Origin of the sequence: Bradyrhizobium sp. Arg816 (genome assembly GCF_029989365.1) — a bacterium.
Classification (GTDB): Bacteria; Pseudomonadota; Alphaproteobacteria; order Rhizobiales; family Xanthobacteraceae; genus Bradyrhizobium.
The window spans coordinates 156,445-176,952 of sequence record NZ_JAPRAQ010000013.1; the positions used below are offsets into that span (position 1 = coordinate 156,445).

Sequence of the window (20,508 nt, forward strand, 5' to 3'; positions counted from 1 at the left end):
ATGTGGCTGTTCGCGCTCCCGGCGCTGCTGATCAATATCTGCATCATCCTGGTGCCCGCCGTGCTGACATTCACGGCTGCGTTCTTCATCTGGGATGGTGTGGGTACGCCGATGTGGGCGGGACTGGCCAATTTCCAGAACATGGCCGCCGATCCCGTGTTCTGGTCCGCGTTGACCAACAACTTCATCTGGACCGCGATCTTTCTCACCGTTCCGGTCTGCCTCGCGCTGGTCATGGCCGCGGCGCTGCTGATGGCGCCGAAGGCGCGCATCGTCGTTCAGTCGATCATCTTCCTACCGCGCATCATCGCGGTCGCGGTCACCGGACGCATCTTCCAAGGCATGATCTTCAGCCCCGCGACCGGAATCGTCGCCTGGCTCAACGAACACGGCTTTTCGATCTCCGACCCCCTCGCGGATCCCGACCGTTCGCTTTACGCGGTCGCGGCGGTGGACATCTGGCACTGGTGGGGCTTTCTCGCCGTCGTGTTCCTGTCGGCGATGCGGCAGATCAGCGTTGACCAGATCGAGGCGGCGCGACTTGATGGCGCCGGCTTCTTCGCGCTGTTCCGCTACGTGCTGATCCCGGGTATCCGCCCAACACTTACTCTCATGCTGATCCTCACCGTGATCTGGTCGTTCCAGGTGTTCGAGTTCATCTTCATCGTCACCCGCGGCGGGCCGGCCTATGGCAGCGAGGTGCTGGCGACGTTTGCCTATCGCCACGCCTTCTTCGAGGGCGATGTCGGCCAGGCCGCGGCGGCCGCCTGCGTCATGAGCCTGTTCGGCCTGTGCGCCACTGCCGTCTATCTCTGGCTCCAGATCACCGACGACGCGCAATCGACATGATCGGGGATCGCTGGAGCAGGACGTTCGCCCTTGGGCTGATCGGCGTCGCATCGTTCAGCTCGCTGCTGCCGATCGTGCTCGCCGTCATGAACGCGCTGAAGACGACGGTCGAGATCGGCAGCAATCCACTGGCGTTACCGACCCAGTTGCACTGGGAGAATTTCTCCTCGGCCTGGCGCAATGCCCAGCTCGGCCCCAGCCTGCTGCACAGCGCCGAGATCGCGATCCTGACCATCGTGATGGTCTGCGTCACCGCGACGCCCTGCGCCTATGTGCTGGCGCGCCAGAAAGGCAAATTCTGGCGCTTCATCACCTTCTACTTCATGGCCACGATCACCGTGCCCGTGCAGCTATACCTCTACCCGCTGTATTTCATCTTCGCGAAGCTCGGCCTCGTCAATTCGATCCCGGCCGTGGCGCTGATCTACACCGCGATGTTCTCGCCGTTCGCGATCTTCCTGCTGCGCACCTATGCGCTGGCGATCCCCGTCGCGCTGGAGGAGGCCGCGCAAGTCGACGGCGCAAAGCCGTGGCAAACGTTCTTCTACGTGATCCTGCCGATGATGCGGCCGGGATTGCTCACGGTTGCCATCATCGTCGGCCTGAATGCCTGGAACGAGTTCGTCATCGCCGTGACGTTCCTGCAAAACGACAGCAACGTCACCGCGATCGTGCGCTTCTACAATCTCACCGGCCAGTATTCGACCGACTGGGGCGAGATGCTCGCCGCCGCCGTGACCATCGTGCTGCCGATCGTCGTGATCTTCGTGCTGCTGCAGCGCCAGTTCATCGACGGCATGACCTCGGGCGCGGTGAAGTCGTAAGATCCCTACTTCTCCTTCACCGGCACCGTGTAGTTCAGGATCAACCGGCCACCATCCGGATAGATCGTCTGCCCCGTGATATAGGACGCATCGTCGCTGGCGAGGAACGCGACGACGGACGCCACCTCGCTCGGCTCACCACCACGGCCAGCCGGCGTGCGTGACATCACGGTCTTGCGGGCATCCTCCGAGGTGTAGATGGACGACGCCACCATGTCGGTCAGGATCGTGCCGGGCCCGACCGCGACGACGCGGATGTTGTGCGGGGCGAGCGCGACGGCGGCGACCGAGGTCAGCTGCTTCATGCCGCCCTTGGAGATGGCGTAGGTCGCAAGCGTCGGGATCGCCAGCAGCGCGTTCACCGAGGACATGTTGATGATGACCCCGCCGCCGCCCTGCGCGATCATCTGCTTGGCCGCCGCCTGCACGCCGAAGAACGCGCCCTTCAGATTGATGCCGATGATTTCGTCGAATTCCTCTTCGGAAATCTCCAGGATGTCGCGGTTGCGGGCGACGCCGGCATTGTTGACCATGATGTCGAGCCGGCCGAATTCTCTGACCGCGGTCGCCACCGCACGATCGACATCCGCACGCCGCGCGACGTGACATGGCACGGCATACAATTCCTTGGGCTTGCCCAGCTCGTTGACCGTCTTCTCGAGCTCATCCGTATCGACGTCCGAGATGACGACCTTGACGCCGTCCTCGAGGAATCGCTTTGCGCACGCCTTGCCTATACCGCGCGCCGCGCCGGTGATGACGGCGACCTTGCCGGATAGTTTCATGGGTCTCACTCCAGGATAGCTGCTTGGGCAGCGAGCTATCCCGGAGAAGACCCCGGTTCAAGCCGCCGCGAAGCCGAGATGAGCACGGAACCGGTTCTTGATAAAGACGGCATCGCGCGAAGGCAGCGAACGCGGCGGATTTTCGGCCAGAACCTTGACGACAAAAAGCCGCGGGCCATCGGACGGCCCGGCGATCTCTGCGGCGAGGCGTTGCACCTCCTCGAGCGTCCGCACGGTCGCGGTTGCGGCAAAGCCGCAGGCGACGGCAATTGCCGTGAGATCGACGCCGCGGCCGGTGTGGCTCGCCTGCATGCCGGTCTCGCCAAAATGCTGGTTGTCGATCACGACGATGTCGAGGTTGCGCGGACGCGCGACGCCGATGGTGGCGATGCCGCCGAGCCCCATCAATTGCTCGCCATCGCCAGTCAAGGCGAGGACGCGCTTTGCCGGCTGGGCTTGCGCGAGCCCAAGAGCGATCAGCGCGGCGCCGCCCATCGCGCCCCAGAGATAGAAATTGCCGTCGTGATCCTCCACGGAATGCAGGTCGTAGGTGGGCGAGCCGAGACCGGAGACGACCAGCGTGTCCTTGCGGTCCTCTAGGAGCGCGGCGACAGCGACGCGACGATCGAGTTGAGCTTGCATTGGCATCACCACTTCTTCTTGCCGATCAGGCGTTGCCCGATCAGAACCGCGATCTGCTGATCGGAATCGTAGGCGAGCGACGACGCCGATTCGACGGTCTCGACCAGATCTTCCGGCGTCTCCGCGCGCATCACTTTCAGCCCGATCGCTTCCAGCGACGGCTGCGTCGCCCGGCTCATCGGCACCTGCCACGGATTGAACTCGGCCCATTCGCCGCGCATCGTCACCAGCATCAGCAGCGGAAAGCGCCCGATCGCCGACAGCGACAGCATGTTGATGCAATTGCCGACCCCGCTCGACTGCATCAGCAGCACGCTGCGCTGGCCACCGAGCCAGGCGCCGGCGGCGATCGCGATGCCCTCCTCTTCCGTCGTCAGCACGTTGGTGGTGACGTCGCGGTCGGCCGAGAACATGCGGATGAGCTGGCTATGGCCGGCATCGGGCACGTAGGACATCTGCCTGACGTCGGCGGCTTTGAGGATACGATAGAGCTCGGACGGCCAGTCGTCGCTGCTGCGCGTTTCGGGATTGGGTTGAGGACTATGCACCGCGAGGTCTCCATGAAATTCGAGCGGACGCTAGCGATTATTCCGCGCGACGGCTCTGACCGTCTGGCACGATCAGGTATTGAAGGATTATATAGCTGCCAGCGAGTTCAGCGCGAACGATGCGCATTGCTGCGCCCTCTCCCCTCGTGGGAGAGGGCACCACCGCAGGTTGACAAGAATTCACTTGGGTGAGGGGTTGCCTCCGCGCACTCATGCGCATCGGTATGCGCCGAGAGATACCTCTCATCCGGCGCTTCGCGCCACCTTCTCCCACATCCGCCTTCGCCAAGGCTTCGGCGGACATGAGGGGAGAAGGAAGAAGACCTCAATTCGCCGCAGACCTTGGCGCGGCCGGCATGTAAATCTGCGCGTAGCCTTCCTTGATCGCCGACGTGATGCGATCCAGCCGGCGGTCGATGTGCTTCTCCAGCACCGAGACGCAGGCCTCTTCGTCGCGCGCCTTCAATCCTTCGACGACTGCGCGGTGCTCAGCCTGGGTGTTGGAGCGGTTGATGCGGTCCATGTCGATCCAGCGCACGAAGCGGATGCGGGCGTTGACGTTGCGCAGCACGCGCAGCATCTCGGCGTTGTTCGACATCCCCATCAGCCGCTCGTGAAAGGTCTCGTCGAGTTCGACCAGCTCCACCGACGAACGCTCGCCGGGATCGGGACCGGTGGCTTCGAGGAATTTCAGGAGCGCGTCGATGTCCTCATCCCCAGCGCGCTTGATGGCGAGGCGGATCGAGGCGACCTCGATCGATTTGCGCAGCTCGTAGAGATCGAAGATCTCGTGGGCGTCGAGCTCGCGGCAGAAGAAGCCCTTGCCCGGCGTGAAGCGCAGGAAGCCTTCGGTGTTGAGACGGTTGAGCGCTTCGCGCAGCGGCGTGCGGCTGACGCCGAGGCGCTTTGCCAGTTCGCCCTCGTTGAGCCGTTCGCCCGGCTTGAACTCATAGCTCACGGCCATCGCCTTGAGCTGTTCATAGACGCGATCGACGATACTATCGGAAGCCAGTTCCACGTTACTCTTCATCAGCTGCATTCATGCCCGAACACAGCCCAATATACCGGGGCTGTATGGACGATTGCAATCCAAACAGCTGCTTAGCACATCTTGTGCAGAGCTTTGCGACAGCCGGACTCAGGCAAACGCGCGCGGGCGCAGTCCAGCATGAAACCAGGTGATCATGGAATAGATGTCGTAGACCGGCAGTCCAACTTCAGCCTGCAAAGCTGCCGCATAAGGCGGCATGTTGGTGCATTCGAGCACGATGGCGCCGACATCGGGGTTCTTCGCGACCAGCTCCATGCCCGCCTCGACCACGTCACGCTCGGCCTGAGCCACATCCATGTCGTCCTTCTCGGCCTTGATCAGGACGCGAAAGAATTCCTTGCCATGCTCGGTACCGACCAGTGGCGTATCGAGCGGCACGCCGGCGCCTTCGAGATGGGCCGGCGTCAAGGTCGAGCCTGACACCGTGACGAGGCCGACGCGTTTGCCCGGCGGCAAGGTCGCCTGCACCCACGGCACCTGCATCAGCGACGAGGTCGCAACGGGAACGCCGACGGCGGCTGCGATCTCCTTCTGGAACAGCGAGAGGAAGCCGCAATTGGTGGTGATGGCTTCCGCGCCCAACCGGACCAGGTCCTTGGCCGCATCGATGAAGTCAGGCAGCAGGCCGGCGGCGCCCTTCAGCACCACCTTCTCCGGCGACGCGCCGCTCACCACACGATAGAGCACGGGGAACGGCCAGGTCGCGCCGTTGCCCATGTCGCCGGGAATGCGGGGAAAGCGCGCTTCCAGCATCAAGATGCCGAGCGGCGCGCCATAGATGGCCTTGCCGCCGCGGGCGATGCGAGAGGACGAGTTGGCTGGATAGGTCATGGTGCGTTCTCAGAGGAAGCGAGTGGGCGCGAACGGCGCAAGCGGAATCTCCGGCTGCTTGCCGCTCAGGAGCTGCGCGACGAGACGGCCGGTGCGGGCCGATCCGACCAGGCCGACATGGCCGTGGCCGAAGGCGTAGACGATATCGCGCGAGGCGCGCGCATGGCCGATGCAGGGCAGCCCATCCGGCATGCTCGGCCGATGACCGAACCAGGTCTTGATGCGCGAGGGCGGAATGTCCTTCGGCAGTTTCGGGAACATGCTGAACAGGTTGTTGCGCAGGATCTCGGCGCGCTTCCAGTTCGGCGCGGCCTCGAGGCCGGCGATCTCGACCGTGCCGGCGGCGCGCAGGCCCTTGTCGGTCCAGTTCACCACCATGCTGACGTCGGACGCCATCATCGAGCTGCGCGGACCCGATTCCGGGTTCTCGATCATGACGTGATAGCCGCGCTCGGTCTCGAGCGGCAAGGGATCGCCGACCGATGCGGTGAGCTGCTTTGACCGCGCGCCGGCGGAGACCACCGCGGCATCGCAAGCAATCTCACCGGTTTCGGTGAGAACGGCAACGAGCTTGTTGCCTGAAAGCTTCAGACCGGTCGCCCTGGCATGAACGAGCTTGGCACCGCTCGCGAGCGCGTGCTGGGCCAGCGCCGCAACGTAAGCGCCGGGATCGCGGCAGCGGCCGGCTTCCTCCACCACCACGCCAAACGTGTAGCGCGGATGCAGATCCGGCTCGCGCTGACGCATCTCGTCGGCGTTCAGCTCCAGCCATTCGACGCCGACCTTCTTGCGCAGGCGCCAGCCGAGATTGCTGTCGAAATTGCCGCGCGACGGGAATACGTGCATCACGCCGTTGCGCTCGACCAACTCAGGCACGCCCGCTTCTTCCGCGAGCTTCTTGTGCAGCAACGGCGCGTCCTTCAGCAGATCGCGCAGCGCAAACGCCGTCTTCTCGACCCGTGCCTCGGTCCAGCCCGAGAGCAAATACTTGATCAGCCAGGGCAGCGCCTTCGGCAAGTAAGACCAGCGGATCGCGAGCGGGCCGAGCGGGTCCATCAGATAACCCGGCACCTTCTTCCAGAGGCCCGGCTCGGCCGGCGGAATCACCGAATGCGAGGAGAGCCAGCCGGCATTGCCATAGCTCGCCGCCTGTTCGCCACCGGGCTCGGCCGCGTCGATCAGCGTGACGCGATGACCCTCGCGTAGCGCCTCGATGGCGCTGATCACGCCGATCGCGCCGGCTCCGATGATGGCGACGTGGCGGCCCTCCGACATCGCTTAGGCCTTCACTGTCGGCACAAAATCCTTGCCGACCGAGATCGCCCTGGAATCGATGATGCAGTGGAGGATCGACGGCTTGCCCGAGGCCAGTGCGCGCTCGAAGGCCGGCGCGAACTCTTCGGTGCGCTCGACGCGCTCGCCATGGCCGCCGAACGCCTTCGCATACATCGCGAAGTCGGGGTTCTTGAGCTGGGTTCCGACGACGCGGCCGGGGTAGTCACGCTCCTGGTGCATGCGGATGGTGCCGTATTGCGAATTGTCGACGACGATGACCACGAGCGGCGCATCGTACTGCACGGCGGTCGCGAATTCCTGGCCGTTCATCAGGAAGCAGCCATCACCTGCAAAGGCGACGACGACGCGATCCGGATATTGCCGTTTTGCGAGCACCGCCGCCGGCACGCCATAGCCCATCGAGCCCGAGGTCGGCGCGAGCTGGGCGGCAAAGCTGTGGAAGCGGTGATGACGGTGGATCCAGCCGGCGTAATTGCCGGCGCCGTTGCAGACGATCGCGTCCTTCGGCAGGCGGTCGCGCAGCCAGGTCATGACCTGGCCGTACTGGAACGTGCCCGGCAACTCACGCGCCTTATCGGTCCAGGCGAGGTAATCGGCATGCGCCTTGGCGGCCTCGCCCTTCCAGGCAACGGCGCCAGCGGGCTTCAGCGTCTCGACTGCGGCGGCGAACGCGGCGGGCGTCGCCTGGATCGCGAGCGCCGGCTGATAGATGCGGCCGAGCTCTTCGGAGCCCGGGTGAACGTGGATCAGCTTCTGCTGCGGGGTCGGAATGTCGAGCAGCGTGTAGGACGAGGACGGCATCTCCGACATGCGGCCGCCGATGAGGAGAATGACGTCGGCGCCATCGATACGCGCCTTCAGGCCCGGGCTCGGCCCGATGCCGAGATCGCCGGCATAATGCGAATGATCGGCGTCGATCAGCGAGGCCCGGCGGAACGAGGTCGCGACCGGCAGGTCGAACCGCTCGGCAAAGCGCGCGATGCTCCTGGTCGCCTCATCCGTCCAGCGCGAGCCGCCGAGGATGACCAGCGGCGCCTTGGCGCTCGCGAGCATGGCGCCGACGCGCTCGATATCAGCAGGCGCGGGCCAGCTCACGGCCGGCTCGATGCGCATGGCGTCCGCAACGGCCGCGGTTTCGGTCAGCATGTTCTCCGGCAGCGCGATCACCACGGGACCCGGACGGCCCTGCATCGCGACCCGGAAGGCGCGCGCGACCAGCTCCGGAATGCGATCGGGGCGATCGATCTCGACCGCCCACTTGGCCATGGTGCCGAACACCGCCTTGTAGTCGAGCTCCTGGAACGCCTCGCGCTCGCGCATGCCGGTGTCGACCTGTCCGACGAACAGGATCATCGGCGTCGAATCCTGCATCGCGATGTGGACGCCGTGGCTGGCATTGGTGGCGCCGGGGCCGCGGGTGACGAAGCAGATTCCGGGACGGCCGGTCAGCTTGCCATAGGCTTCCGCCATCATCGCAGCACCGCCTTCGGCGCGGCAGATCACGACGTCGATCGGGCTGTCATGCAGCGCATCGAGCGCCGCGAGGTAGCTCTCGCCCGGCACGCAGGTGACGCGCTCGACGCCTTGGGCGACGAGCTGATCGATCAGGATCTGGCCCCCGGTGCGGGTGTTGCGAATGGTCATGACGGCTCCCTGCAGGCTTTGGCGATGCGCATCACGGCTTCGCGCAAGTTTTGTTCCGAGGTGGCGTAGGACAGGCCGACAGGGGGCGCAAGTGCGAAAGGCCTGCCGTCTCCTGCGCAGGCATCATGCCCGGCTTCGATGATTGCACTACCGGCCCGCCGCGATGATGCGGCGGCAATGATCGAGCGCCGCGCCGATCAGGTTGTCGCTCGCCTCCGGCGTACGGAACGCCGAATGCGCCGACAGCGTCACGTTCGGCAGCTTCGTGAGCGGATGGCCCGCCGGCAGCGGCTCGACGGTGAAGACGTCGAGGCCGGCATGCGCAATGTGGCCCGCGTGGAGCGCGTCGAGCATCGCGTCCTCGTCGACCACGGCGCCGCGCGCGGTGTTGATTAGGATGCTGCCGGGACGCATCTGCGCGATGCGTTCGCGTGACAGAAAACCCTTGGTCTCGTCGTTGAGCAACAGATGCAGCGAGACGACGTGGCTATCCGCGAGCAGCTTCTCCAGCGGAACGAACTCGACGCCCGGATGCGTCTTCGGCGTCCTGTTCCAGGCGATCACCTTCATGCCGCAGCCCGCCGCCATCCGCGCGGCTTCCGCGGCGATGCCGCCGAAGCCGATCAGGCCAAGCGTCTTGCCCGTGAGCTGGACAGCGTCGCGGCGCAGCCAGTTGCCCTCGCGCATGCCACGATCCATCTCGCCAAAGCTTTTTGCTGAGGCCCACATCAATGCAATCGCGCATTCGGCGACCGCGGTGTCGCCGTAGCCCTTGATGGTGTGAACCGAGATGCCGCGGTCGGCGAGCTCCTCGGGATTCATGTAGCTGCGCGCGCCGGTGCCGAGGAAGACGACATGCTTCAGCGTCGCGCACCTGGCGGCAATCGCCGTCGGCACCGCGGTGTGGTCGACGATCATGATCTCCACACCATCGAGAAGGCGCGGCAGGTCGTCTGGCGAGATGGCGGGATTACGGTTCACGCTGACCGGGAGGTTTTCCGCGCGCAGCAGCTTTTCGGTCACTGCGGCAAGGGTGTCGTTGGCGTCGACGAAAAGGGCGCGCACGGGCCTGTCTGTCCTCTTGGAATTAAAAATACCGTATTGCATTTTAAACTGAATACAGAAATAGTCCAGACGCCGGGTTTAATGTCCAGCCTCCCCAGGAGAACTGCCATGAATCGCAGGGATGCACTCGCCACTGTCGCCCTCGCCGGTGCCGCGATGGCAACCGGTTCGGCCAAGGCCGACACCCCATCCGGCTCCACGCTCGAGCGGATCAAGAAGAGCGGCGTGCTGCGGATCGCCGTGATCGCCGGCCAGGATCCCTATTTCCACAAGGACCTCACCACCAATCAATGGTCGGGCGCCTGCATCGACATGGCGAACGACATCGCCGGCAAGCTCGGCGCCAAGGTCGAGACGTTGGAATCGACTTGGGGCAACCAGATCCTGGATCTCCAGGCGGACAAGGTCGACCTCGCCTTCGCCGTGAATCCGACGCCGGAACGCTCGCTGGTCATCGACTTCTCGACGCCGATCCTGGTGCACTCCTTCACCGTCATCACCAAGAAGGGTTTTGCCAAGCCGCAGACCTGGGCCGAGCTCAACAAGCCGGAGGTCAAGATCGCCGTCGACATCGGCTCGACCCATGAGACCATCGCGCGCCGCTATTGCCCGAAGGCGACGATCCTCGGCTTCAAGGAGCGCAACGAGGCGATCCTCGCCGTCGCAACCGGACGCGCGGACTGCAACATCTCGCTGGCGGTGCTGTCGATCGCGACCTTGAAGAAGAATCCGACGCTCGGCGATCTCGCGGTGCCGCGGCCGCTGCTCACGCTTCCGACCAACATGGGCATCCGCGCCGAAGGCGACCGGCGCTACAAGGATTTCCTCAGCGCCTGGGCCGACTACAACCGCTCGCTGGGTCAGACCCGCGAATGGATGCTGAAGGGTTTCGAAGCGGTCGGCCTCAGCGCCGACGACATTCCCGGCGAAGTGCAGTTCTGATCCCAGGCTGCGTCGCCCGAACCCTTGATGAAACGGGCCTGAGACGCCGGTTGCGGCCGCTAAGCGTTGGCTCGCGCACGCTGCAACACGCATGAGGCAGCATGGCAGCAAGCCTAGCCGCCCTCTCCTTGCACCCAACCCGTCGCAATCGCGCTCGCCCAAATGAACATGCCTTTGTTGCGCGCCAGTGCGGCCATGGCCGCGGTGTCGTAGGGCACGTAGCGGATCGTCGCGGACCAGCCTGCGCCGGCATGCTCCAGGATCGCGTAGCACGCATGAGGCGTGCCGACCTCGACCACGTAGGGAACGGGCACTTTCCCGTCATAGCCGGGCAAGCCGACGCTGCCGGGATTCACGACCAGCCGTCCATCCCTCAAACGCACCACGCGCGGAATATGCGTGTGGGCGCACAGGATGATCTCAGCGTCGATCCCCTCAGCTTCAGCCTCGATCGCGTCGATGCCGCTCGGACGCGGGCAGCCGTCGTCGGCGATGTGGTCGAGCCAGAAAGCTGCGTCATCCCTTGGCGATCCATGGCACAGGAACACCCGTCCCTTATACGTGAGCGTGGACGGCATGCTTGCCATCCACTCGAAATGCTTGCGCGCGAGCTCACGGAAATCGCTGCGAGCGGAGCCGCCGGCCTGCCAGAGCTCGACGAGGATTCGATCCTGATCGCCCCGTATCGACGGAAAGCCCCGCGCCATCAACAGGTCCGCGGTCTTGGCTGCCTCGAGCGGGCCACTGACGTGGTCACCGAGGTTCACGACCTCGTCGATGCCGGCCGTGGCGATGTCCGCAAGAACGGCTTCAAGTGCCGAACGATTCCCATGCACGTCCGCGATGGCAGCAAATCTCATTTGGCCCCTCCCATTCGGAATGGCCGATTGTTCGCGCTATGCGGGGATGCAGTTCTGGCTAGTTTGTTTAGCTACGTCTCTTTAGCTGCATTTGTAGAAGCGCCCGCAAGCTGAGGATCAAATCGGCGCTGGCAGAAGAATTACACGATCGTGGTTGCCAGGCAAGCGACGCGAGTTACGAACTGTCGCGGCAATGCCGACGTGACCTCGGGAAAATAACGCGCTACGTTTCCCGGACAAGACCAAGAGGAAATGCCAATCGTGTACGACTTCATTATCGTCGGCGGCGGCTCGGCGGGGTCCGTGCTGGCCCACCGGCTCTCCGCAAAGAGCGCCAACAAGGTCCTGCTGTGCGAGGCCGGACAGGACACACCGCCCGGCAACGAGCCCGCCGAGATCAGGGACAGCTATCCGGGCACGGCCTATTTCGATCCCCGCTTCCATTGGACCGAACTCAAGGTCACGACCCAGATCGTCAGCCACAACAATCCGAACGAAGCGCGTCCTCCTTTACGCAAATACGAGCAGGCGCGCGTGCTGGGCGGCGGCTCGTCGATCAACGGCCAGATGGCCAACCGCGGCGCACCGACCGACTACGATGAATGGGACGCGCGGGGCGCCGACGGCTGGAGCTGGAACGACGTGCTGCCCTTCTTCAAGAAGGTCGAGCGCGACCTCGATTTCGACGGGCCGTACCACGGCAAGGACGGCCGAATTCCGGTACGCAGAATTCCGCGTGAACACTGGACGCGGCATTCGCAGGCGTTCGCCGACGCCTTCCAGCAGGCCGGCCATCAGTTCGTGCCTGACCAGAACGGCGAGTTCGTCGACGGCTATTTTCCGGTGACGCATTCCAATCAGGCCGAGCAACGCGTCTCGGCCGCGATGGGCTATCTCGATCGTGACACGCGCAAGCGCGCCAATCTCACCATCTCCACCAACACGCAGGTGAGAGAGCTGCTGTTCGAAGGCACGCAATGCGTCGGCGTGAAGGCGATGGTCGACGGACGGGAACAGGAATTCCGCGGCCGCGAGATCATCCTCTCCAGCGGCGCGATCCATTCGCCGGCGCATCTCCTGCGCGGCGGCATCGGCCCGGTCGGTCATCTCAAGGATATGGGCATTCCGGTCCTGATGGGACTGGCAGGCGTCGGCCAGCGCCTGATGGATCATCCCTCGATTTCGCTGTCGTCCTTTGTCCGCCGCGGCGCGCGCATGAACGAGCACACTAGGCGCCACATGCAGCTTGGCCTGCGTTATTCATCCGGGCTGTCGGGCGTACCGAAGGGCGACATGTTCGTCGTCCTGCTCAGCAAATCGGCCTGGCACGCGGTCGGCGAGCAGATCGGCTCGCTGCTGACCTTCGTCAACAAGACCTATTCCGAGACCGGACAGGTCAAGCTCGCCTCGCGCGATCCCGCCGCCGAGCCGATCGTCGAGTTCAATCTGCTGTCCGACCGCCGCGACCTCGATCGTCTGATGAGCGGCTTCCGCAAGATGGCGGCCGTGCAGATGAGCGACTTGGTCAAGGCGGTGACGGACAAGCCGTTTCCGGCCGCCTATACGGACAAGGTGCGCAAGATCGGCGTGGTCAATACCAAAAACAGGATCCTGACCAAGATCGCCGCGACCTTGATGGACGGGCCGGCGGCGCTACGCCACTACCTGATCGACAATTTCGTCGTCGAAGGTTTCACCTTCGACCAGGTGATGAACGACGACGATGCGCTGGAAGCCTTCGTCCGCAAGGCGACCATCGGGGTGTGGCACGCCTCGTGCTCATGCCGCATGGGCCGGGCCGACGATCCGATGGCGGTGGTCGATAGCCAGGGCCGCGTCAAAGGCATCCAGGGCCTGCGCGTCGTCGACGCCTCGATCTTCCCCGTGGTGCCATGCGCCAACACCAATTTTCCGGTGCTGATGTCGGCGGAGAAGATCGCTGCGGCAATGGTGCAGTGAGCGCTATCCGCTATTGCCCCGATGCACCCGAGGCTTGGCGCCCCACAGCGATACGAGCGAACGTCCACGTCAGACCGTACGTTGGGTGGCGGCGGCAGTTGGGACGAATGGCCATGCCAACATTGCAAGTTCTACGACGCGGCGAAGCTCGCCAACCGTCGCGCCGGCTTGCGGCAAATTCATTATCGCCTGCAACACACCAAGGTAGTGCCACGCTAATCCGTCGATGTCCGCCGTCGCCGCCAATTCTCCACTTGCAACCGCCTCGCGTAAAATGCTGCCGAGGATCGCGCGCTGCCGCATAAGTCCCTGCCGCGCGACCGACTGGCCCGCCGGAGGCAGATCGACCATCTCAGCGCACGATCGGGTCAGCATGCATCCCGCGGGCCGCGCCGTCTTGCCTCCTCTGGGCAGGAATTCGTGCAACAACGCTTCGAGCTGTTGGCGCTTCGTGTCGGCTCGAACGGCGCTCATGCGCCGCTCGACGCGCTCGATGTAAGCCGAAAGGACCTCTTCGAATAGCCCGTCCTTGTCTTGAAATCGCTTGTACATACTCGACCGCGACAGGCCCATCGCCGTCGTCAGTTGATCGATCGACGAAGCCGAATAGCCGTGACGCCAGAACACATCCATCGCGGAATTGATCACGGCATCGTCATCGAATTGGGGTTTTCCACTCATGCCATTCCCACTTGACATCATGGAACGATCGTTCCAAGTATCTTGAACTGATCGTTCCAAGATACGGAAGGTTATCCGGATGTTCAACCCCTCCCAGCGTGGCGCTGGCCGCACGCGCATTGCGGTGGCGGGAGCCACAGGTCGCGTCGGCTCCGCCTTGATTTCGAAACTGTTCACGGAACCGGTTGAGATTGTGGCATTGACCCGCACGTCGGATGCTGGACGTCTGCCGTCCGGAGTTTCGCTGGCGACCGTGGACTTCGATGCGCGATCGACTTTGGACAACGCGCTGCGCGGAGCTGACCGTCTGTTCCTCGCCCACGGCACGTCCCCCCGGCAAGTCGCCAACGAAATTGCGCTGATCGACGCAGCCGTGGCCGCCGGCGTAGGCCACATCGTCAAATTGTCTGTGTTGGGACCACCGTCTCGGCTGCATCCGTTCGACTGGCATACGCAAATTGAGGCGCATCTTGCGACCTGCGACGTAGGCTTCACGGTTTTGCGGCCATCGAGTTTCGTCGATATCCTGGCGCGGGCTGGCGCTCCAGTTGCCAATGACGCATGGGGCGGGGCAGCCGGCGATGGATTGGTCAACCTGATCGACACACGCGATGTGGCGGACTCGGCTTTCGCAGTCCTTCTCGACGACGCGCACGCAACTTCCCAGCGCGCCTATCACCTGACCGGGCCAGCCGCGGTCAGCATGCCTGAGATAGCAAGTGAAGTGTCCAGATTGCTTGGACGAGTCGTCACATATCAGCACCGAAGCCCCGCGGAGCAGCGTGAGAAGCTATTGGCGTCCGGGCTCACCGAATTTGTCGCCGACCTACTGCTCGGTCTGGATCGCCTTTTCTACGAATCGGTCCTCGCAGAAACCACGTCGACTGTTCGCGAGTTGACGGGCCACGCTCCGCGCCCGGTAACCGATTGGCTGAGCGACAACATCTCGGTGTTTCGAAAATAGCTGAAACCGAGGCGACGCATCATAGGGTCTGATCTCATGGTGCCGCCTTGCTACATCGCAGTCATAGCTTGCACCCCACCGGACCGCGCCGATAGCTCCGCCCACACGCGGAAGCGCGCGCCGTCGTTGAGCGGCACGATGTGAAACGGCTGGCCGAAGATCGCGAGCGGCTCATTTCCCGGCTCGAACCGCGGCCAGGCTTGCACGACATCCGGCATGCCGGTCGTGACGAAGCGCAAGACGCTCGCCTGAAACCGCGCGGCGACATCGATGTCATCAGGCGTCATCGGGCCGCCCTTGCGCTTGAGGATCGGCCGATCAATGAAATCAGGCAGATGCGCCCACAGGCAGGCATTGTCCGCGCCATGGGTCGGTCCCTGCGACAGGAACGGCTCCAGGGCCGGGCGATGATCGAACCGGCTCAACCACACCGCGCCGCCTGCCGCAGCATGAAGCCGCGCGAGATCGGCCATGGGGCGATGCCAGAACGCATCCGACAGCAGCGCCTCGTACGGATCCTCGTCAAGGCGCGCGGTGGCGCGGTAATAGGATAGCAGTCGGCACCAGCCGGCATAGTCGAACGCAGCGCGCACCTGCCGCTCGGTGGTGCGGATCATCGCCGCCGGCGGCTTGCTCTTCAGGAACATCACCATCTCGTCGCGGCAGGAGCCGAGCCAGAGCGGAATGTTGCGCAAAGTTCCGTCGGCGAAGACGTCGCGCGGCTCGCGCGGGATGACCGTGCCGTCGAGCACCGGACCGAACACGGTGCCTGCGTCCGTCTCGTCCGCGAGCCTGCGTCCAACGCGCTCTGCCGCCGCAAACAGCGTTGGCAGCGGCACGGACGCAATCGCGCTGGGATCGGGCACAAGCTCGAGCTCCTCGAGCACGTGGCGCGCGACATCATCTGCGTGACCCGCACTCATGATGTTGCGCCCGGGCGTACTCAGCGCGAGCGCACGAATAAACTTGCCTCTTGCCTGCGGCAGGGTTGCGAGCGCTATCACCATGGAGGCGCCGGCAGATTGTCCCGACAGCGTAATCGCATCCGGATCGCCGCCGAAGTTCGCGATGTTGGCACGGACCCAATTGAGCGCTGCGAGCGTATCCTGGAGCGCGAGGTTGTTGGCTTCGGCAAGGCCGTAGCGATGCAGTTGCAGGAAACCGAGCGGCCCGAGCCGGTAGTTGATGGTGACAATGACGGCTGGGCCGTGGGCGGCGAGGAAGGAACCGTCATAGTCGGCGCCGCCGCCGGTGACGAAGGCGCCGCCATGGATGAAGAAATTGACCGGCAGCGGGTGATCCGCCGCCGGCGCCCAGATGTTCAGGCTGAGACAGGATTCCTCGTCAGCATGATCGAGATGGCCGGGCTGCGGCGCGTAGGCGCCGTAGTCCGTGCAGCGGCGCGGCTCGGTCCACGCGAGCGGCGGTGTCGCCCTGGCAAAGCGCCGCGCGATTGCGAACGGTACGCCCTTGAATGCTCGTAGGCCGTTCTGCTCGGCGCCGACGATCGGTCCGCTCGTGGTCGGAACTGCATTGGTCAACATGCGACTGTTACTCTGTCTTGTCTCAAGCGCGCTGCTTTCCGAGATCGGCGATGTCGACATTGTGGGTTTCGCGCGCGGTGGCCGCTGATGCCGCCGAGATCACGCAGCAGCAGGCAACGAAGATTGCCACGGGAATCCAGCCGTTCGGTCCCTCGCCGACCAGGCTTGCACTCACCAGCGGCGTGAAGCCGGCGGCGAGGAAGCCGAGCTGCGTGCCGATCGCCGTGCCGGAGTAACGCACGCGCGCGTCGAACATCTCCGCATAGAACGACGGCCAGATCGCATTCGGCGCGGCGTAGATGACACCCGAGAGGATCATCGCCGCGGCGAAGATCGCCAGCGTATTCCCCGATGTCACCAGCATGAAGTACGGGAACACCAGCGCCGCACAGCCGAGCACGCCTCCGATGAACACCGGCTTGCGGCCGATCCTGTCGGCCAGCAGCGCCCACAGCGGCTGGGTGATCAGCGCCGTGACATTGCCGAGCACGCCGGCCCACAGCATGGTCGGGCGCGCGACGCCGAACTTGCTGGTGGCATAGCCGAGCGCGAACACCGCGGTCATCGTGCTCACGGTCGCAATCAGCGCGCAGACGATGACGCGCAGCACATCCGGCCAGTAGTCGCGCAAGAGCGTAACGACGGGGAAGCGCGCCACCTGCGCCTTGTCCTTGATGTCTTCGAAGACAGGCGTTTCCGGCATGGTCCTTCGCACCAGATAGGCGACCAGCAGCACGAGCGCGGAGAGCAGGAACGGAATGCGCCAGCCCCAGCTCAACAACTGGTCTTCCGGCAGACTCGACACCGGGATGAACACCAATGTCGCAAGGATCGCGCCGGCCTGGGTGCCGCTCAGGGTCCAGCTCGTGAAGAAGGCGCGGTTGGAATTGGCGGAATGCTCCAGCGTCAGCGAGTTGGCTCCGCTCTGCTCGCCGGCAGCCGACAGGCCCTGCAACAGACGGAGCAGCGTCAGGATGACAGGCGCGGCATTGCCGATCGTCTTGGCATCCGGCAACAGGCCGATCGCCAGCGTCGAGCCGCCCATCAGCACCAGCGTGAACAAGAGCACCGTCTTGCGGCCGATGCGGTCGCCGAAATGGCCGAGAATGACGGCGCCGACCGGGCGCGCGATATAGCCGATACCGAAGGAGAGCAACGCGAGCAGCGTTGCGGTCGGTGGATCGACATTGGCGAAGAACACTTTTGGAAAGATCAGCGCGGCAGCGGTGCCGTAGATGAAGAAGTCGTAGTATTCGAGCATGCTGCCGACGAAGCTGACCAGCGCGGCGCGCTTCGGCAGCTTGTTCGGCGTGGCTTCCGCGCTGGATGATGCGCGCAGCGGTGCGGTTGACGTCAACGTCATTGAAGGCTCCTCCCCATCTGGCCGGTGCGGTTCGCGTCAGGCAGGTCGCCTCGCGCGCGTTTTCTGGTTCTGGTTGCCGCAACTTTGGTCTGGAGCAATAATGTACGAACTAGTACGTTTATGCAATAGGCGTTGGATCAATGCTACAGCAGGCGAAATTTGCCTTCACCTTCAAGGTGATCCGTGGAAACTGGCGGGAGAAACAGTAATGCTCGAGCGCATGCCGCCCCCATCGAAGCGCACCAACGATCCTGAGCGCACCAAGCGCGACATCCTCGAAGTGGCGATGGCCGAATTCGCCTCGGAGGGCTATTCCGGCGCCCGCGTCGATGCGATCGCGGCACGGACGCGCACATCCAAGCGGATGATCTATTATTATTTCGGCGGCAAGGAGCAGCTCTACCTCGCGGTGCTGGAGGAGGCCTATCGCAGCATCCGCGCGCTGGAGGACCAGCTCGACATCGAAAGCTGCGATGCCCGGGAGGGATTGCGCCGGCTGATCGAGGCCACCTTCGACCATGACGAGCGCAATCCGAACTTCATCCGCCTCGTCAGCATCGAGAACATCCACCACGGCAAGCACCTCAAGCAGAATCTGCAACTGCGCCAGCTCAACGCCAGCGTGATCGCGACACTCGACGGCATCCTCGAACGCGGCCGCGGCGAAGGCGTCTTCCGCGACGACGTCGACGCCATCGACCTGCACCTCGCCATCTCCTCCTACTGCTTCTTCCGCGTCGCCAACCGCCACACGTTTGGGGCGCTGTTCGACCGCGACCTCAGCGAGCCCAGGGTGCTGGCGAAGAGCCGGACGCAGATCGTGGAGATGATCTTGGCGTGGCTGGGGGCGAAGGCTTAGCAGCCACCACGCACTCGCTGTCATGCCCCGGCTTGACCGGGCATCCAGTACGCTGCGGCCTATCGGCCTAATCACCACTGTCTCTGGAATACTGGATCGCCCGATCAAGTCGGGCGATGACACCGAGAATGGGGCGGCATCGCGCTCACCCGCTCCTCTTCCCCCGCGTGCTCGCCAGCAGCACCAGCATGAACGACGCCGCCGTCATCAGCGTCGAGATCGCGGCAATGGTCGGGTCGATCTCGTCGCGGAGCGCGGTGAACATGCGCTTGGTCAGCGGCTGATACTGGCCGCCGGAAATGAACAACGCGACGATGGTCTCGTCCATCGCCGAGATGAAGGCGAAGATGCCGCCCGCGACCACGCTCGACTTGATCTGCGGCAGCGTCACCGCGAAGAAGCTGCGCAGGCGGTTCATGCCGAGGCTGCGCGCCACCATCTCCTGCGCCGGATCGAAGCTCTGCAAGCCCGCAAGCACCGAGATGACGACATAGGGCAAGCCCAGCATCACATTCGCCAGCACGAGGCCGGGCATGGTCGCGACCAGGCCGACCTTTGCATAGACGAAGAAAATGCCGACCGCAGTGATGATGATCGGCACCACCAGCGGCAGCAGCAGCGCCATATGGAACATGCGCATGATGCGCAGCTTCGACTGGCTGATCGCGTAGGCCGCCGCAACCCCGCACGGCGTTGCGATCAGGACAGTGAAGAACGCGACCGTCAGCGTCACCCGCGTCGCCTGCATCCAGGCCGGATTGGCGAAATATTGCTGGTACCAGCGCAGCGAGAACGACGGCGGCGGGAACGTCAGGAAGCGCGCACTGGAGAACGAGATCGGGGCGATGATCAGGACGGGAAGGATCAGATAGACCAGCACCAGCGCGCTGATCACGTAGAGGACAATCCGTGCGGGCGAAGTGCGCGTCATTTCTGCCCCAACACGCGATCGAGGGAGATGAAGCGGCTGACGGCGAAGAAGATCAGGAGCACGCTCAGGAGCAGCACCACGGCGACCGCGCTCGCGGCGCCGAACTGGTTGTAGAGCTCGACATTGCGGCTGACCAGCATCGACACCATCACGGTGCGGCCGCCGCCGAGCAATTCCGGCGTGATGTAGAAGCCGAGGCAGAGCACGAACACCATGGTGCAGCCGGCGAGCACGCCCGGCAGCGACAGCGGCAGGAACACGCGGAAGAACGTCAGCGACGGGCTCGCCCCCAGGCTCGCGCCGGCCTGCATCAAATCGCCGGGGATCTTCTGCATGGTGGCATAGAGCGGCAGCACCATGAACGGCAGCAGGATGTGCACGGTCGCAACCACCGTGCCGAACGTGTTGTGCACCAGCGCGAGCGGCTCGGAGATGACATCGAGATAGCGCAGGAACTGGTTGATCACGCCGGTGCGCTGGAGCAGCGCCAGCCAGGCATAGGCGCGGACCAGCACGCTGGTCCAGAACGGCAGCACCACCAGCGACAGGATGAGGATGCTCCAGCCCTTCGGCACCGCGTTGGCGAGGTAGGCGACGGGATAGCCGAGCAGCAACGCGATGACTGTCACGGCGAGGCTGATCTCGAAGGTCAGCGCAAAGCTGCGCCAGTAGATGTCTTCCGTAAAGACCCGGCGATAGTTCTCCAGCGTAAAACCGTCATGGTAGATCGACTGCCAGGCGAGCCAGCCGACCGGCAGCACGATCAGAGCCAGGATCACCAGCAGCGCCGGCGACACCAATGCCAGCATCAGCGCATGCTCGCGGCGCTGATGCTTTTGGGAGGAATCTGGCACTGTTATCGTCAACGCT

The 20,508-nt window shown here is 64.1% G+C and carries 20 protein-coding genes; 6 read left to right on the plus strand and 14 right to left on the minus strand.

Features of this window, described 5'->3' with window-relative positions:
- Positions 1 to 849, plus strand: a complete 849-nt coding sequence (locus OWC48_RS28495; RefSeq protein WP_028156517.1) for a carbohydrate ABC transporter permease — start codon at positions 1 to 3, stop codon at positions 847 to 849.
- Positions 846 to 1,673 carry a carbohydrate ABC transporter permease gene (locus tag OWC48_RS28500; RefSeq protein WP_254140142.1) on the plus strand — a complete coding sequence of 276 codons (828 nt, stop codon included), beginning with the start codon at positions 846 to 848 and terminating at the stop codon, positions 1,671 to 1,673. Before OWC48_RS28495 ends, OWC48_RS28500 begins: the two co-directional genes overlap by 4 nt.
- Positions 1,674 to 1,678: 5 nt before the next feature.
- Here the strand turns inward: OWC48_RS28500 and OWC48_RS28505 are convergent, their stop codons facing one another.
- From OWC48_RS28505 to OWC48_RS28540, 8 genes are all read right to left on the minus strand, one after another.
- Positions 1,679 to 2,458 carry an SDR family NAD(P)-dependent oxidoreductase gene (locus OWC48_RS28505; protein WP_282522971.1) on the minus strand — a complete coding sequence of 260 codons (780 nt, stop codon included), beginning with the start codon at positions 2,456 to 2,458 and terminating at the stop codon, positions 1,679 to 1,681.
- Positions 2,459 to 2,515: 57 nt separating this feature from the next.
- Positions 2,516 to 3,106, minus strand: a complete 591-nt coding sequence (locus OWC48_RS28510; protein WP_282522972.1) for a thiamine pyrophosphate-dependent enzyme — start codon at positions 3,104 to 3,106, stop codon at positions 2,516 to 2,518.
- Positions 3,106 to 3,648 (minus strand): thiamine pyrophosphate-binding protein, encoded by a 543-nt coding sequence (locus OWC48_RS28515; RefSeq protein WP_282522973.1) that lies wholly within the window; start codon positions 3,646 to 3,648, stop codon positions 3,106 to 3,108. Before OWC48_RS28515 ends, OWC48_RS28510 begins: the two co-directional genes overlap by 1 nt.
- A 325-nt stretch (positions 3,649 to 3,973) precedes the next feature.
- Positions 3,974 to 4,678 (minus strand): GntR family transcriptional regulator, encoded by a 705-nt coding sequence (locus tag OWC48_RS28520; protein WP_282522974.1) that lies wholly within the window; start codon positions 4,676 to 4,678, stop codon positions 3,974 to 3,976.
- 108 nt (positions 4,679 to 4,786) lie between these two features.
- Positions 4,787 to 5,530: an aspartate/glutamate racemase family protein gene (locus OWC48_RS28525; RefSeq protein ID WP_282522975.1), complete on the minus strand. Its 744-nt coding sequence runs from the start codon at positions 5,528 to 5,530 to the stop codon at positions 4,787 to 4,789.
- 9 nt (positions 5,531 to 5,539) lie between these two features.
- Positions 5,540 to 6,805, minus strand: coding sequence for an FAD-binding oxidoreductase (locus OWC48_RS28530; RefSeq protein WP_282522976.1), 1,266 nt, complete (start codon positions 6,803 to 6,805; stop codon positions 5,540 to 5,542).
- 3 nt (positions 6,806 to 6,808) lie between these two features.
- The gene (locus OWC48_RS28535) at positions 6,809 to 8,470 is read right to left on the minus strand and encodes a thiamine pyrophosphate-binding protein (protein ID WP_282522977.1); all 1,662 of its coding nucleotides are present in this window, start codon (positions 8,468 to 8,470) and stop codon (positions 6,809 to 6,811) included.
- A gap of 147 nt (positions 8,471 to 8,617) precedes the next feature.
- Positions 8,618 to 9,535, minus strand: a complete 918-nt coding sequence (locus tag OWC48_RS28540; RefSeq protein WP_282522978.1) for an NAD(P)-dependent oxidoreductase — start codon at positions 9,533 to 9,535, stop codon at positions 8,618 to 8,620.
- Between the two features lie 108 nt (positions 9,536 to 9,643).
- Here OWC48_RS28540 and OWC48_RS28545 point away from each other — a divergent pair, with 108 nt between their 5' ends.
- Complete coding sequence (locus tag OWC48_RS28545; protein WP_282522979.1) at positions 9,644 to 10,477, plus strand: transporter substrate-binding domain-containing protein; 834 nt, start codon at positions 9,644 to 9,646, stop codon at positions 10,475 to 10,477.
- A gap of 113 nt (positions 10,478 to 10,590) precedes the next feature.
- Here the strand turns inward: OWC48_RS28545 and OWC48_RS28550 are convergent, their stop codons facing one another.
- Positions 10,591 to 11,337, minus strand: a complete 747-nt coding sequence (locus tag OWC48_RS28550) for a metallophosphoesterase (protein WP_282522980.1) — start codon at positions 11,335 to 11,337, stop codon at positions 10,591 to 10,593.
- 261 nt (positions 11,338 to 11,598) lie between these two features.
- Here OWC48_RS28550 and OWC48_RS28555 point away from each other — a divergent pair, with 261 nt between their 5' ends.
- On the plus strand, positions 11,599 to 13,296 hold the full coding sequence (locus OWC48_RS28555) for a GMC oxidoreductase (RefSeq protein WP_282522981.1): 1,698 nt from the start codon (positions 11,599 to 11,601) through the stop codon (positions 13,294 to 13,296).
- Positions 13,297 to 13,365: 69 nt separating this feature from the next.
- On the opposite strand, the gene OWC48_RS28560 is transcribed toward OWC48_RS28555, so the two are convergent.
- A complete protein-coding gene (locus OWC48_RS28560; RefSeq protein ID WP_282522982.1) occupies positions 13,366 to 13,977 on the minus strand; it encodes a TetR/AcrR family transcriptional regulator in 612 nt (203 codons plus the stop codon).
- A 79-nt stretch (positions 13,978 to 14,056) separates the two neighbouring features.
- Between OWC48_RS28560 and OWC48_RS28565 the strand changes: the two genes are divergently transcribed.
- On the plus strand, positions 14,057 to 14,941 hold the full coding sequence (locus tag OWC48_RS28565) for an NmrA family NAD(P)-binding protein (protein WP_282522983.1): 885 nt from the start codon (positions 14,057 to 14,059) through the stop codon (positions 14,939 to 14,941).
- A gap of 50 nt (positions 14,942 to 14,991) precedes the next feature.
- On the opposite strand, the gene OWC48_RS28570 is transcribed toward OWC48_RS28565, so the two are convergent.
- Both OWC48_RS28570 and OWC48_RS28575 read right to left on the minus strand, forming a co-directional pair.
- On the minus strand, positions 14,992 to 16,485 hold the full coding sequence (locus OWC48_RS28570; protein WP_282522984.1) for a carboxylesterase family protein: 1,494 nt from the start codon (positions 16,483 to 16,485) through the stop codon (positions 14,992 to 14,994).
- A gap of 22 nt (positions 16,486 to 16,507) precedes the next feature.
- A complete protein-coding gene (locus OWC48_RS28575; RefSeq protein ID WP_282522985.1) occupies positions 16,508 to 17,848 on the minus strand; it encodes an MFS transporter in 1,341 nt (446 codons plus the stop codon).
- A 208-nt stretch (positions 17,849 to 18,056) separates the two neighbouring features.
- Between OWC48_RS28575 and OWC48_RS28580 the strand changes: the two genes are divergently transcribed.
- Complete coding sequence (locus tag OWC48_RS28580; RefSeq protein WP_085405284.1) at positions 18,057 to 18,707, plus strand: TetR/AcrR family transcriptional regulator; 651 nt, start codon at positions 18,057 to 18,059, stop codon at positions 18,705 to 18,707.
- A gap of 145 nt (positions 18,708 to 18,852) precedes the next feature.
- Here the strand turns inward: OWC48_RS28580 and OWC48_RS28585 are convergent, their stop codons facing one another.
- Both OWC48_RS28585 and OWC48_RS28590 read right to left on the minus strand, forming a co-directional pair.
- The gene (locus OWC48_RS28585; protein WP_282522986.1) at positions 18,853 to 19,638 is read right to left on the minus strand and encodes an ABC transporter permease; all 786 of its coding nucleotides are present in this window, start codon (positions 19,636 to 19,638) and stop codon (positions 18,853 to 18,855) included.
- Entirely contained in the window at positions 19,635 to 20,447 is an 813-nt protein-coding gene (locus tag OWC48_RS28590) for an ABC transporter permease (RefSeq protein WP_282523022.1), read from the minus strand. Before OWC48_RS28590 ends, OWC48_RS28585 begins: the two co-directional genes overlap by 4 nt.
- Positions 20,448 to 20,508: the final 61 nt, after the last annotated feature.